The organism is Chitinophaga sp., from assembly GCF_035538455.1.
GTDB lineage: Bacteria > Bacteroidota > Bacteroidia > Chitinophagales > Chitinophagaceae > Chitinophaga.
Genome location: NZ_DATLKJ010000044.1, coordinates 48,154 through 63,072, shown reverse-complemented (window position 1 = coordinate 63,072; position 14,919 = coordinate 48,154). Strand labels below are relative to the sequence as shown.

General features: G+C 48.3%; 9 protein-coding genes. 5 read left to right on the top strand and 4 right to left on the bottom strand.

Going from position 1 to position 14,919, the window contains the following annotated elements; genetic code table 11:
- Window positions 1-21 precede the first annotated feature (21 nt).
- Genes VM802_RS05665 through VM802_RS05650 form a run of 4 tightly spaced genes read left to right on the top strand, consistent with a single transcriptional unit; the run spans window position 22 to window position 6,960 of the window.
- Window positions 22-984, top strand: coding sequence for a FecR family protein (locus VM802_RS05665; RefSeq protein WP_325528858.1), 963 nt, complete (start codon window positions 22-24; stop codon window positions 982-984).
- Window positions 985-1,018: 34 nt separating this feature from the next.
- Entirely contained in the window at window positions 1,019-4,357 is a 3,339-nt protein-coding gene (locus VM802_RS05660) for a TonB-dependent receptor (RefSeq protein ID WP_325528857.1), read from the top strand.
- Between the two features lie 10 nt (window positions 4,358-4,367).
- A complete protein-coding gene (locus tag VM802_RS05655; protein ID WP_325528856.1) occupies window positions 4,368-5,726 on the top strand; it encodes a RagB/SusD family nutrient uptake outer membrane protein in 1,359 nt (452 codons plus the stop codon).
- A 34-nt stretch (window positions 5,727-5,760) separates the two neighbouring features.
- Window positions 5,761-6,960, top strand: a complete 1,200-nt coding sequence (locus VM802_RS05650; protein WP_325528855.1) for a thioredoxin family protein — start codon at window positions 5,761-5,763, stop codon at window positions 6,958-6,960.
- Between the two features lie 147 nt (window positions 6,961-7,107).
- On the opposite strand, the gene VM802_RS05645 is transcribed toward VM802_RS05650, so the two are convergent.
- A complete protein-coding gene (locus VM802_RS05645) occupies window positions 7,108-7,950 on the bottom strand; it encodes a dienelactone hydrolase family protein (protein ID WP_325528854.1) in 843 nt (280 codons plus the stop codon).
- Window positions 7,951-7,987: 37 nt separating this feature from the next.
- Window positions 7,988-8,788: a FecR family protein gene (locus VM802_RS05640; RefSeq protein ID WP_325528853.1), complete on the bottom strand. Its 801-nt coding sequence runs from the start codon at window positions 8,786-8,788 to the stop codon at window positions 7,988-7,990.
- A gap of 181 nt (window positions 8,789-8,969) precedes the next feature.
- On the opposite strand from VM802_RS05640, the gene VM802_RS05635 reads away from it, so the two are divergent.
- Complete coding sequence (locus VM802_RS05635; RefSeq protein ID WP_325528852.1) at window positions 8,970-10,151, top strand: proline dehydrogenase family protein; 1,182 nt, start codon at window positions 8,970-8,972, stop codon at window positions 10,149-10,151.
- Window positions 10,152-10,357: 206 nt separating this feature from the next.
- Here the strand turns inward: VM802_RS05635 and VM802_RS05630 are convergent, their stop codons facing one another.
- Window positions 10,358-11,668: a RagB/SusD family nutrient uptake outer membrane protein gene (locus VM802_RS05630; RefSeq protein ID WP_325528851.1), complete on the bottom strand. Its 1,311-nt coding sequence runs from the start codon at window positions 11,666-11,668 to the stop codon at window positions 10,358-10,360.
- A gap of 30 nt (window positions 11,669-11,698) precedes the next feature.
- Window positions 11,699-14,695 (bottom strand): SusC/RagA family TonB-linked outer membrane protein, encoded by a 2,997-nt coding sequence (locus tag VM802_RS05625; RefSeq protein WP_325528850.1) that lies wholly within the window; start codon window positions 14,693-14,695, stop codon window positions 11,699-11,701.
- Window positions 14,696-14,919 lie beyond the last annotated feature (224 nt).

Below are 14,919 nucleotides of genomic sequence, written 5' to 3'. Positions count from 1 at the left end.
CTATCATATCAACCATTAGCCATGCTCAATCACAGGTACATTCAATTCCTGCTGCAGAAGCGGCAGCAGGGCAACCTTAGCAACGAAGAAGAACAGTTACTGGAACATTGGTATCGGCATCTGGACAATATGCCTGCACCCGATGCGGAGAACAGGCAGGATATGAAAGAACAGTCGTGGGTACAGCTGGAGGCGTTGTATCAGGCGTCGCTGCCGGTAAAGCGCACTTTCCGCTGGCAGTACCTGTTATGGCCTGCGGCGGCGGCATTTCTGCTGGTGGCAGGTATTAGGTACCTGATGCCAGCAAAGGAGACTACCTCCGAGAGGGCGCCTGCCTGGGCCTCATTGGAATGTCCGGCCGGTAAGCGTATGAAGATGGTGCTGCCTGATGGCTCTGTCGTGTGGCTTAACGGTGGTTCGCGTCTGCATTACAATCCTGACTTCCTTCAGCAGCGAGACTTTCATGTGGAGAACGGGGAAGTCTTTTTTGAAGTGGCTAAAGATGCCGCTCATCCCTTTACAGTACATACCCGCAGCCTTGATGTGAAGGTGCTGGGAACGGCCTTTAATGTGGCGGCCTATACGAAACTGAAAGAAGAGAGGATCACTGTTACTACAGGTAGTGTACAAGTAACAAATCCACAACAGCAACAGGTAGTGCTGGGCACTAACCAGCAGCTGATATATAACCATGCTACCGGTATATCCGGCAGACAGGAAGTAAAGGCGGCGGAAACGGACAGCTGGCGCAAAGGGGATATTTATCTCACCAACGTAAGCCTGGAGGAGCTGGCGCTGCGCCTGGAAAATATCTATGGTTGCACCGTTATATTTGATAATCCTGCATTGAAACACTGTGTCAACAGTCTGCACTTCAACGACAAAGAGCCGGTTACCAAAGTGCTGGATCTGCTGAAACTGATCGACAATATTTCCTACATCATCAAGGACAAGACAATCATTATTAGCGGTCAGCGCTGCTGACACTTTGCATATTCAATCATAAATACCAACTATTATGAAGAGGGGATTTTTATCAACCCGTATCAACCAACCAAAATGGGCCGCAGTAATTACGCTTTGCCTGCTGTTAAGCCTGTTGATGTTGCCTCGCGCAAATGCACAGTCATACCTGCAAAAGCAAACTACCATTGCCTTCAGCTATGAAACAATTTCGTCCTGTCTGAAGAAATTACAGACAAAAAGCGCTATCAACATCTCTTACAATGAAAGTGATGTGAAAAAGTATTCCGTTAACACCCTCAGCTTCAGGGATGCCAGTATTACCAACATTCTTGACACACTATTACTGAACACCGCATTGCAATACCGGACGATGAACGATGGTATTGTTATTTTCCTGAAAGCGGAAGCTCCCGGCAGTACTGCCTTTCGTAATATCTCCGGGGTGGTGGTCAGTGCAAAGGAAAAAGCGGCTATTCCAGGTGCAAGCGTATTGGTGAAAGGTACTTCCCGCGGTACCTCTACCAACGAGAAAGGAGCGTACATGCTCAAAGTGCCTGCTGATAAAAATATCCTTGTATTCTCCGCAGTGGGGATGCAGACGCAGGAGGTGGTGATCGTCCATGAAGAGATGAACATTCAGCTGACGGAAGATGCCAGAACGCTGGGAAGTGTTGTGGTAGTGGGTTATGGTCAGGTGAACAAGAAGGACCTCACTGGTTCCGTGTCTTCCATCAAACCGGATGATATGAAGAAGATGAACGCCGCCACCTTCGACGCGGCGTTGGCTGGCCGTACTGCCGGCGTATATGCCGTGAAGTCGACCGGCGCACCGGGTGCACCGGCTGCTATCCGTATCCGTGGCGGTACCTCCGTATTCGGTAATAATGAGCCGCTATACGTGATTGATGGCGTACCGGTGGAAATCGGCGGTGGGCTTGGCAATGAGCAGTACAAGAATGATATAAGCCGACAGATCTCTCCGCTGGCCAGTATCAACCCTGAAGATATTGAGAGCATGGATATTCTGAAAGATGCGTCCGCAGCAGCTATCTATGGCTCCCGCGCAGCTAACGGCGTGGTGATCATTACTACCAAGAAAGGACGCTCCGGTCCGAAAGCAGATATTTCTGCAGGGTTCAACTCTACCATTGACAACTTCGCCAAAAGCTACAAGATGCTCAATGCAGACGAATATCATCAGGTGATGAGAACCGCCTATCAGCATGTGGGCGCCAAACTACCGAAAGACTCTGTGTTGTATCCCGGCGTAAGCACTGACTGGGAGCGCCTTGTAACCCGCACTGCCAGTTCCAATAACCTGTATCTTAATATTAACGGCGGTTCCAACAATGGCAGTACCCTATATTCTGTTTCGGGAAGTATCACTGATCAGGCGGGTGTGATCAAGTACAGTGGCTTCAAGCGCTACAATCTCAGGAGCCGTCTGGAAACCACGTTGTTTGACCGTCTCAGGCTGGGTACCAATATGAATTATTCCATGCTGGAGAGTAACGCTTCCAACTCTTATTATAACATAATCCGTTACAGGCCGGATGTTCCGCCATACGACAGCGCGGGCAGATACGGCGCTACACCGGACAGCTCGATGGCCAATCCTGTGTCGCAACTGGAGCGCGTCAACACACGCAATAAAAGTCAGAACATGATCATGTCTTTCTTCGGAGAGATAGAGATCATAAAAGGTTTAAGGTGGCGCTCTGATCTTTCCTGGAATATCACCAAAGGAGAAATGCTGAACTATACGCCTTCGACTGACGTATTTGAGATCAGGAATAACAGAACCGGTTCAAGGGAGGATTATACGAATAACAGTAATACCCGTGTGTTTGACAATACGCTCACTTACCTGAGAAGTTTTGGCAGTCATAATCTCAATATGGTGGCGGGTGCGTCGTATCAACAAACAAAGACGCAGTTCACCAACCTTAAATCCACCAACTTTTCTGACGATGAGTCGCTCAATCATCTCGGTGGCGCCAGTATTATGAGCAGCTGGGTGAGTGGTGGTTCTGTCAGTGGCCTGCAGTCTTATTTCCTTCGTGCCAATTACAATTTCGACAGCAGGTATTACTTCACGTTCACAGGCCGTGCAGATGAATCGACCAAGTTCTCTCCCGGTCACCGCTGGGCCTTCTTTCCTTCCGCAGCGCTGGCTTACCGTATCTCCGGTGAAGAGTTTATGAAGAAAGCCTCCTGGCTGGAAGATCTGAAACTACGCGTATCCATGGGTAAAACAGGAAGCGCCAACTTCGCCGACTTCCAGTATACCACGCTGTTTACTTCCGGCAGTTTCTACAACAGAAAGAACGGAATGGTTGTGAATGATGTGCCCAATCCTGATATCCGCTGGGAGTCTACCAGTCAGCTGGATGCTGCTGTAGATTTTATTATGCTGAAAAGTAAGCTGAGAGGAACCATCGGTTATTTCAAGAAATATACCCGTGATATGATCCTCTACCGGAGCATCACGATGGAAACGGGCGCTTCTCAGCAATACTACAATGTGGGCGACTTCTCTAACCGCGGCTGGGAAATACAGATTGGCAGCGATGCTATCCGTCATAAGAACTTCAGCTATATCACCGATGTAAATATCACGCGTATACGAAGCCGCGTAGAAAAGCTCAATGGCGGTTTTGATCTGGCAGGGAGACTGAAAGAAGGGGAGAGTCTGGGTTATTACTCCGGTTTCAAAACGGTGGGTTTCTTCCAGTCGCAGGATGAGATTGACGCTGTGAATAAAACTGCGCCTGGCGGGTTTTACCAGTCGTCCAGTACTAAGCCTGGTGATTTTAAATTCGTGGATACTAACGGTGACGGACGTATTACAGATGATGACCGTACTATCATCGGCAAAGCAGAACCTGATTTCTTTGGCGGCTGGAACAATATTGTACGTATCGGCAGCTGGGAAATCACCGCTTTCTTCAACTTCAGCATTGGCAATTCATTGTACAATGCAGGCCGCAGGGACCTAGTGCTTTTCTCCCGCTATAACAACAACTATGCACGGGAAATACTCACTGATTCCTGGACGCCGGACAACAAGGGGGCATCCCTGCCGCGCGTAGCTAGTGGCGACCCTAACAATAATGGCCGTGATTCAGATTTCTTTATAGAGAAAGCGTCCTACTTTAAGCTGAAGAACCTGCAGGTAAGCTACATCTTCATCAATGAGTTTCTGCATCGTATGCGTATTACCAATATCCGCGTATACCTGACCGGCTCCAACCTGCTCACCTTTACCCGCTACAAAGGACTGGACCCTGAAGTGAATACAGCGCCGGCAGGGAACTTCTCACAGGGATATGATTCCAATATCTACCCGCTAACCAGGTCTTTTACTGCGGGTATTAACGTAAACCTATAAACGAAAATTAATGAAACGATATATCACTGCATTTTTTGCATCCTCGCTTTTATTCACCGCCTGCAACCTGGTGAATGTAACAGACGTAAAGCCGGTGAATCAGCTGGAGAACGATAATGCCATCACGTCTGTAGAGAAAGCCCAGAGTGTATTATACGGTACCTATGGTCTGCTCAACGGTACCGGTCTGGCCTTTAACTATTATATGCCGGCAGCGGCCAGTATGATGGGATTAACCATGTCGCCCATTACTGACGGGTTTGGTTTTGCCTCTAATAATGTCAGCACTACTGACTATATGGTGGAGCGCATGTATACTACGCCTTACAAGATGATCAATATGAGCAACCATATTGTTACCAAAACATCGGCGCTTCCTGGCACGGATCCGCGTAAGACAAGAATCATCGGTGAAGCCAAGTTTCTGCGTGCTATGAGCTATTTCTATCTCTTGCGTTTGTTCGGGCAGTTTTATGATACCACTTCACAGTATGGGTTGGTGATCAGGCTGGACCCGGTAAAAGATGCAGAAGCGATACCGCGTACGGGTGTAAAAGAAGCCTATGCAGTGATCAATAAAGATCTGGATGAAGCCATCAATGAAACAGCGGATTTTACCAGTGCGTTCTATGCTTCAAAGATTGCAGCGAGAGCGCTGAAAGCAAAAGTACTGCTGTATCAGCAGCGATATGCCGAAGCCGCAGAAATGGCGAAATCTGTAACGGCAAGTAATCAGCGTAACCTGGAAGATACTTTTAAAACTATCTACCTGAAAAAGATCAGGGATACCCGTGAGGTTATATTTCAGACGCCATTTGATGCCAGCACCAACATTAACAACAAGTGCTATGCCTTCAATGCGTGGTATGGTCCTTCAGATTATTACACCGCGTTTATGAAAGGCGATGCCCGCGATACGATGGCGCTGAAAGTAAAAGGTACCCGTACTACCAACAATAAGTTTGCCGCAGGCCTTGTAGATGGCGCGCCGTCTAACGCAGATACAGAATATTTTCTGCGTTTAGCTGAGGTCTACCTGATACAGGCGGAAGCTATTGTGAGGAGCGGAGGATCGCTTGCGGATGCAAGGGCAGCGCTCAATAAGGTACGTAAGCGCGCGCTGATGCCGGATGTTACAGCCGATAATGCAGGTACGCTGCTGGACCTTATCCGCCAGGAAAAGATAAAAGAGCTGGGTGCAGAAAGTGGAGAAGAGTGGTATGATCTCGTGAGATATGCCAACCGCGGAGAACTGGATATTAAAACGTTCAAGCCGGGTTTCATGGGGAAGGATCGCTATATACTACCGTTGCCTTTCAACTCTATCAATAGTTCCGGGAAAGTGGTAGTACAGAATCCGGGTTATTAAGAAAGATGATTTTATGACGATAATTTTTATGAAGATGAAAAAGCTATTCGGCGTTTTAATTTGTGGCTGCCTGGCAGGTATTGGTATGCCGGCTTTTGCGCAGGAAGAAACAGGTATCCGATTCCGGAAAGATGCGTTTAGCGCAGTACTGGAGGAAAGCGCCCAAAGCGGCAAACTTGTTTTTATAGACTGTTATACCAGCTGGTGCGCGCCCTGCAAGTGGATGGAGAAGAATATATTTGTGAATGACACTGCCGCTTCTTTTTACAATACGAAATTCATCAATTACAAAATAGATATGGAAAAAGGAGAGGGCCCAGAGCTGCGCAAGCGTTATGGCGTACAGGTTTTTCCTACCTATCTTTTTGTGAACGGACGTGGAGAGCTGGTGCACAAAGCCACCTCACGGATGGAGTTGCAGGAATTCATTGAAGAAGGTAAAAAGGCGCTGGACCCTTCACGCGCCTTTTCGGCCCTTGAAAAAGCCTTTGCGCAGGGTAACCGCAGCAAGGAGACATTACTGGCTTATGCGCAGGCATTACAGCGAACAGACCGTAATAAAGCAGATTCTGTAGGCCGCCTGCTGGTTGCCGTGCTGAAAGATGCAGATCTCACCACACCCGTGGGATGGGCTACGATACAATCTTTCGCCTGGGATGAGGAAGACCGCCTGGGTAAATATTTCACCAGTCATCTCAATGACTATACGAAATTATATGGTGCTGCCGCCACTGCCAAAGTTCAGGAACGCCTGATGTACGGTGCTTTGAATGCACTTATGCGTAAGAAAGACAGCACTGCATTCTTCACCCGGTTGTCAACCTGGCAACGTGCCACTGATCCTGCCTTACAGAAGAAGGCGCTGATGATGGAAGCTGAATATTTCCTTAGCGCTGGTGATGTGAAGAACTTCCGTCGTGTTACTGATAGCGGTTTGCAGGGATTGCTCCGCAATGATGATATGGGGCTGGGATATATTGCCCGCCGTTGTGAGTATCTGGGAGAAGGTAACAGGCCGTTGTTGCAGCAGGCGCATAAACTGGCGTTACGCGCAGTGGAGATAGATCCGAAGGAGTACAGCAACCAGAGTACACTGGCGCATATCTGCAAGGATCTTGGTAATAAGGAAGAGGCGTTGCAGGCGGCGGAAGCGGCCTACCAGCTTTCGTTAGCGGAAACATCCAAAATACAGGGGCTTGCGAAGAAGCTGCTGGATGAAATAAAGCAATTGTGACGGTGATTTTTGTGATTTGGCTGATTATTCTGATGAGCGAAGATTATGGAGAAGGTTGATTTTTTATGAAGCAGGAGACCCATTCAGAATCATTCTGAATGGGTCTCCTGCTTTTTGTATTTTTTATAATCAGTCAAATCGCAAGAATCATAGTAGCTGTTTTCTCAGGAATGCGATTGCGTGTTTATATGCATCTTTGGTAGCTTCACTATCATAAATAGGATTGCTGGGATTTGCGAATCCATGTCCAGCATTATAATGTTTAATGGTCAGCTTTTTACCGGCCGCCTGCATGTTTTTTTCAAATGCTTGTACAAGGGAAGAGTCGAGGCCATCGTCTTTATCGGCGAAAACGGCCAGTACAGGAGCGTTCAATGTTTTCAGCCGGTCTACATTTCTTTCAGGTGCGCCATAGTACATGACAACGCCGACGTTCTGGCTGCCATTTTTTAATCCTGATTGCAGCGCCATACCTCCTCCGAAGCACCAGCCGATAGTAGCTATGCGGGCTGATTTTCCGGCATAGTCGAGTGCAGCCTGCATAATGGCGTCAAGTCTGTCATGGGATACGGCCCTCACTTTTTTAGCGGCATCTTCACGGTTGGTGGCAACGTATTTATCGTAAAGATCTACAGCCAGTACATTTACAGTGCCGCTGAGATCATCGTATAGTTTCTCAGATTCCTTCTTGATATAGTCGTTGAGGCCGTACCATTCCTGGTACACAAGCAGGAACTTATTGGTCGGCTTTTTGGCTTTGAACAGGAAGCCATGAGCGGGTGTACCATCAGGGGCCGGGAAGGAAATATCTGTACCAGCGGCGCCTGTGTAAGTGTATGGCAACGGATCTTTGTGCACCATTCGGAAATCTTCGCGGTTGGTGAGATTAGCGAATTCTGTGATAGCGTCTGTGTTGCAGCAGGCATGCGTTTGTGCTGAAGTGCGAACAGCCAGGCAAAAAAGGGCCAGGATAATGAGTAACTTTTTCATGAAAAAAATTTCCGAAAAGTTACGAATTATCGGATCATTAAAAGGTGATTACGGCCTTATTCCGGCTGATTTTATATTTAAAGTCCTGCTGACCACTGAGGTTACTCAGCACATCATTGAGGCTGGCATTGAAGAAGGCCGCCTCTGAAATGGTGCGTGCTTTGGAGGCGTCGCCGCGCATTTCCACTTCAATGCCGTACCAATCTTCCAGTATGCGTGAAATAGCCATCGGATTGGCGTTTTTGATGGTCAGGGTATCGGAGATCCATGTTTCCAGTTCTTCCGGATGGTAGGTTTCTTTTTCTATAAGATCTATCTCTTTGTTGGCCAGCAGCATCTGGCCGCGCTCTAGTATTTCCGGCTGATTATCGGTGGGAGAATGGTAAGACTTACCGATACGTATTTTACCGGTAAGTTGATATGTGGTAGCGCCCTGTTGGCTTGAGAAGGAGCGCATGCGGAAAATGCCGGTATCCAGTGTGGTGGCGATCAATTTATCATTGACAACGATGAAGCTGTCGGCGCCGGCCTTTACATGGAAAAGAGCATCGCCGTCGAGGATCACGGTTCTGCTACCCTTATTGTAATTCTCAGGCACCTGCAACAGGGTCGCGGAGTTCAGTATTATGATTGTACCGTCGGGGAGGGTAATGCTTTTGCGTAGACCTGTTTCCCCTTCATGGCTGGTATATTTGACGCCCGGAACTTGTAGCTGTACTGTATTTGACGCCTGTTTCCGCTGTGTGCAGGCCGGGGCGATAATCGCGCCTGCAATCAGGAGAAGTGAAACATAGATCCAGCCTTGGTAATTTCTGAATGTATCAGATATAAACAGCATATTCCGGGAAATTTGTATTTAACGAAAAGCCTAAAAGTAAGCAAAATAAAGGGGAGCCTGTCTTTCCACAAAAACAATTTTTGTCTAACAAAAGACAATATCCGTCTATGCTATTAAAAAGATATGCTGATATTATAACGATTTTTGTTTAGAAGCAATGACCACCCTAAATTTGCGGCTCATGGAAAAGCAGCTATCTTTATCTTTCGATAATACGGCTATTGCGTTCGAGGCAAAGACCGATAAGGCGTTGAAAAAGGCCAACTTTCTTTTCAGCAACATAGGGAAACCGTGGCTCGTGAAAATGGGAGCGGTATTTACTCCGCTGGCCTTCAAGTTAGGCCTGCCTATCAAAGGTATCATCAAAAATACCATCTTCTCACAGTTCTGCGGTGGCGAATCCCTCGAAGAAGCTGCCCAGACAGCTCTTCAGCTGGGCCGTTACCATGTGAGCGTGGTATTGGACTACGGTGTGGAAGCGATGGAAGGGGAAGACAGTTACGATAATGCCGTACCTGAATTTATCCGCGCCATCAAATACGCTGCCAGTAAGCCGGATATTCCTTTCATTGCTATCAAGATCACTGGCTTTGCCAGGTTTGAACTGCTGGAGAAAGTGCATAGCGGCGCTGTTCTTTCTGCTAAAGAACAACAGGAATATGCGAGAGTGCGCGCACGTGTGCATGCTATCGCAGAGGCCTCTGCACAGCAAAATATCGGCTTGCTTATCGATGCGGAAGAGTCCTGGATACAGCAGCCTGTAGACGATCTGACAGATGAAATGATGTCGCTTTTCAACAAGGACAAAGTGATCGTTTACAATACTTTCCAGATGTATTGTCATGATCGCTATGCTTTCCTGCAAACTTCCCTGCAGAAGGCTATAAAAGAAGGTTACCTGCTTGGCGCTAAACTGGTGCGCGGCGCTTATATGGAGAAAGAGAACAAACGTGCTGCTGAAAACAATTATCCTACACCGATACAGCCCAGCAAAGCTGCTACAGATAAAGATTACAATGCTGCCGTACAACTCTGCCTCGATAATCTTGACAAGCTGGGCGTATTCATCGGCACCCACAACGAAGATAGCTGTATGCTGGCTGCCCGCATTCTTGATCAAAAGGGTCTTCCACATAATCATCCCCATGTGAGCTTCTCTCAATTGCTTGGTATGAGTGATAATATCACTTTTAACCTCGCACATGCAGGTTACAGGGTGTCCAAATACCTGCCTTATGGTCCTGTTAAAGATGTGATGCCGTATCTGATCCGCCGCGCTCAGGAAAATACTTCCATCGCAGGCCAGATGGGCAGAGAACTTTCTCTAATAAGAAAGGAACTGAAGAGAAGATCACTGCGATGAGTGAAGATTGTCTGAACTGTGATTTATGTGATTGGTTTGATTTCCCTGATGAGCGAAGATTACGTTGTATCATTTTATAAAAACGAAGAACCCGTTAAGATTATTCACTTAACGGGTTCTTCGTTTTTATATGTTTTAATTAAAATAATCAATCTGCACAATCTTCGCTCATCAGGGAAATCAATGCTAATCATTACTGATCACAGTTATTCGTTCGTCTCGCTCTGAGGTATCGGATATCTCGGCCAAACGTCATCGTCGGGTCTGTCTATCGGCAGGGTGCCCAGGAGACCATACCTGCGCAGATCTATCCAACGGTGACCTTCCATAAAGAGGGAGAAACGTCGCTGGGTCAGCATTTCAGTGATAAGTGCCGCCTGGGTTGAAGGTCCGGAGTATGCAGCGAGGTTGTGGCCTGTGCGGATCCTGTTGATAGCTACAAGCGCATCGGGGAATTGTCCGAGTTGTATTTTGGCTTCTGCATAGATCAGCACCAGTTCTTCATTGCGGATGATGCTGATCGGAGAGCTCAGTGTAGGCCATACCGTTATATCGCGGGTACCGCTTAAGCCGCTCTGGCTGGCAGTAGCTGAGCGCAATGCTGTTTTCAGGATTCTGTTGTCGAGCGGATTGATGTCGGCAGCGAAAGAAGGGTGCGCCACTCTTATTTCGCCGGTAGAGTTGAGCGGGAGGAACATCGGGTTGATGAGATCGCCGCCGTTGGTGGAAAAGGCATGATTAATGCCCAGTGTAAAGCTGCCATTGAGGTCAAAGAATGATTCGTTCAGCGCGGTGAGTGCAGCTGCCCAGTTTTTGCGGTAGGTGTACACGCGTGCAGCAATAGCCCTGTTGAATTTCAGGAGACCGGCCGCATCTTTGAATCCTGCAAAGCCATCAGACAGCGGAAATATCACTTCGGCGCCGGTGAGGTCTGTTTTACCATCGTTCAGGAAACGGGTGATGGAGTCCAGCACCTGGCCAGGGTCTTTGATAATTCCGCCTTGTGGCGCCTTGTCAGGTACTGGTATTCTCACGCCGTTGGAATCGGTCATGTTGAGGTTCAGCAGCAGCTGATAGCCGATCAGTGTTTTGGCAAGTCCGGAGAATGCCTTTTTTTGTGCATCGTTGGCTACTTCGTTGCGGGTGGTTTTGAGTGCGTCCAGCAGGATGAAGCACTGACGTATTACCTGGTAACGGGCATTCCAGGGGTTAGTAAGATAGAAAGTGTTGTTGTCGAGTTTTTTGGAGCCGCCGCCTAAAATATCAGTGGTCCAGCGGGGCTCTGAACCGGAGAAGCGGTACGACTCACGGCCTATTACACTGACGCCGTCGAAGTAGGCGCTGAGGCTGTTGCGCATACCCGATTCAGTACCGGTAACCAGGTTGAAAAGATCGCTTTTGCTGGGATTGGTGAGGATTCCTGTTACAGTGGGCGTATTCAGGCTTGAGATCTCTCCCTTCTGACAGGCACTGACAGCCAGCATCAATCCTAAGATATATATAATGTGCTTTTTCATGTTTTACGTTTTTTGATAGAGAGATAATGATCAGAAATCGATACCAACGTGGAAGCTTGCTCTTTTAGATGATGGGAAGGGCATTACATCCACACCGGTAGAAATACCGGTACTGCCGCGGGTTTGGGCGGTAGTGATGGTATTACTGCCGAAGTTGGAAACTTCAGGATCATATCCTACATATTTGGTCCAGGTGAAGAAGTTATTGGCTGCAATACCTACGCGCAGGCCTTTTACGATATTGGTATTCTTCAATGGGATATTGTAGTAAAGGCCTATCTCACGTATACGCACATACGAAGCATCCTGTACGTATACGCCTGCATCACCGGCGTTAGGGCGGTAGATACCGGCTTTCACACCATTGATCAGATCATCGTAGTCTGCAGAAGTGGCGCCACCGTCAGTAAGCAGTTGTGTGAGGTTGATATTGTCGCCACCTTTCTTCCAATGGATCAGGAAACGCAGTGAGAGATTTTTGAATAATGTGAGTTCGTTGAAGAAGCTCATCTGGAATTTGGGTTCAGCGTTACCTATCAGTTTCAGTTCATTGCCTACGATACCTTTCAGCTGAGTGGCCGGCTGGCCTTCTTCCAGGTAGAAAGTACCGAGGGAGTTACCGAAGGCGCCGATGGCATATGGAGGAATCAACAGTTTGGTAACTTTTGAGCGGTTGAACCACCAGTTAATGTTAGATGTCCATTTTACTTTTGCAGTATTCACCGGAATGAGGGTGAGGCCCAGTTCCACGCCCTGGTTGGAGAGGTCGCCGCTGTTTTTCCACTCAATGGAATAGCCGGTGGAGCCGGGGAGAGTATGTTGCAGCAGTACATCATTGATACGTTTGTTGTAGTAGGTAGCTTCCAGTGTGGCGCGTCCATTAAACATACTGATGTCGAAACCGGCTTCCAGTTCGGATTGTCTTTCCGGTTTGATATCTGGCGTACCGCGAAGGTTTCCTACCAGTATGCCGGGGAATCCGCCGATGTTGCTGCCTTGTAATACGGTGAATTTACTGCCATAGGGCGGTACGTTGGCTGACTGACCAAAGGCAGCACGTACTTTGAAGTTGTTGATTTTCTCGATGTTCCAGAACTTCATCTTGGTGAGGTTCCAGGAGATGGCGCCTTTTGGAAACACATAGTATTTAAGATAGTCGCCGTTGTTGGTAGATCTGTCGAAACGTACGCCACCGCTGATTGTGATTGCATCCAGGAGGGAGAGGTCTTCCTGTATGAAGATACCGTTGTCGCGGTATTTCTGCCTGAACTGGCGGGTGGTGGTGTTGCCGCTCGCGTCCAGGTTGCTTTGTCCTGAAACCAGGTTGGTGGCGGATGTCAGGATATTATCGAGCAATCCGGTTTCGAGTGTGGCGCCGACAGTACTGGTAAGGCTGAGATTTTCGTGAGGACTGAAGTTATTAACGAGGAAACCGGCGAGGTTGGTGTTGATGTTATTTGTATTACCCTGGATGGAGTGGCCTTGTTGTCCTTTTTCTTCAAACTGGAGGTCACGCGGAAAGAGTGCCATTGTTTTGAAGTTGAAGTAATCCACACCACCGCGGATGATCAGTTTGGTGGTGGAATGAGTACTTTGCTGCAGGCGTCCTTCCAGGCTGATGCCGCCTACGAAGCGGTTGGTGGTCTCGTTGTTAATGATACGGTCGCGTGTTTCAATCGGGTTGGAGTTGGCGAAGGAGTCACGCGGGTATTCGCCGAGTGCGTTCGGATGCAGGTCTATGAACGATGGCGTGGTAGACAGGGCAACACCGAAGCTGACGCCGTTGTTGTCGTTGTTGGTAAGACCACGGTCAGCTGATGAATTGATATAATTGGTAGTAACGGAAACGGATATGCGGTCATTGATTTTGTGGTCGATATTCAGTCGTACAGAGTTGTTCAGGTAACCGGTATTTTTAACGATACCGTTTTCCTGTCTTCTGTTACCGGCCAGATAGAAAGTGGTTTTGTCGGAGCCGCCGCTCATGGCTATGCCGGTGTTCAGCACCAGTCCTGTTTCTCCGAAGAGTTCTTTTTCGTAGTCGAAGATTTTACCGGCGGCCTGTGCCTGTTCAAATTTATAGCGGTACCAGGCGCGGTTGGCCTGCACCTGCGGGTCGGTGTTGGAGGCGGCGCCGGCGAGGTCTGCGGCTCTGTCGGCGGTGAAGGTGCGTACCCCCATGAGGTGGCGTACTTTCACGAAGCCTGTTTCCTGGTTGAAGCTGATTTTGGTTTTTCCTGCCTTTCCTTTTTTGGTGGTGATGATGACTACACCGGCAGCGGCTTTAGCGCCGTACATAGCAGCGGCGGAGGCGCCTTTCAGGATCTCGATGTTTTCGATGTCTTCCGGGTTGAGGTCTGCAATACGGCTGGACGGGTTATCCTGGTTGTTGGGGCTGCCGGAGGTAGCAGCACCGGTTACGTCGTTGAGACCTGCGGGGATACTGTTACTGTTGAAGAATACACCATCCACTACGTACAATGGCTGGGAGTTACCGAAGATGGAGGTGATACCACGCAGCTTCACGGAGATACCGCCACCGGGGGCTCCGGAGTTGGCTGTGATAAGGGCGCCCGGGACTTTCCCGCTGAGTGCCGCATCAAATGTCTGTGCCGGCGCCACTCCGGTGAGTTCTCTTCCGGAAATAGTGGCTACCGCATTGGCAAGGTTACTTCTTTTGATGGTAGTAGCAAGGCCCGTTACCACAATTTCGTCAAGCCGCGCAAAGTCTTCTTCGAGAGAGACACTAAGTACCGTAGAACCGGGAGCGATGGGAACATTTTTAGTTTTGTAGCCAGTGGAGCTTACGATCACACTTGATGCACTGGATGGTACAGCAAGGGAAAAATTACCTCCCGCATCTGAGATGGTTCCTCTGTTGGTGTTAGGTACCCGGATAGTGGCGCCTGGAATGGGATTACCGTTTACGGCGTCTTTAATTTTGCCCGTAATGTTTTGCTGGGCAAGCAGCGCCAGGGAGCTGCATAAGCAGAACAGCACCAGCAAGCTGGATTTTGGTAGAAGCATAACGAAAATGGTTTAGATAAAAGTTGATTGATAAAACACGGTTATTGTTTCATAAAGCTGATTAAGTTTTTCAGGGAATCTTAGGCTTAAAAGACCTTGGTTGTACAATTAGTTTTTCTGATAACGCTTTGGTTGTTCAATGATGCTTACTTTTCCTCAATGTTTCCAGGACAGAAATTGTTGTTTATCCCGGTCAGGGGATTGTTTATCTGAATTAAACAGGG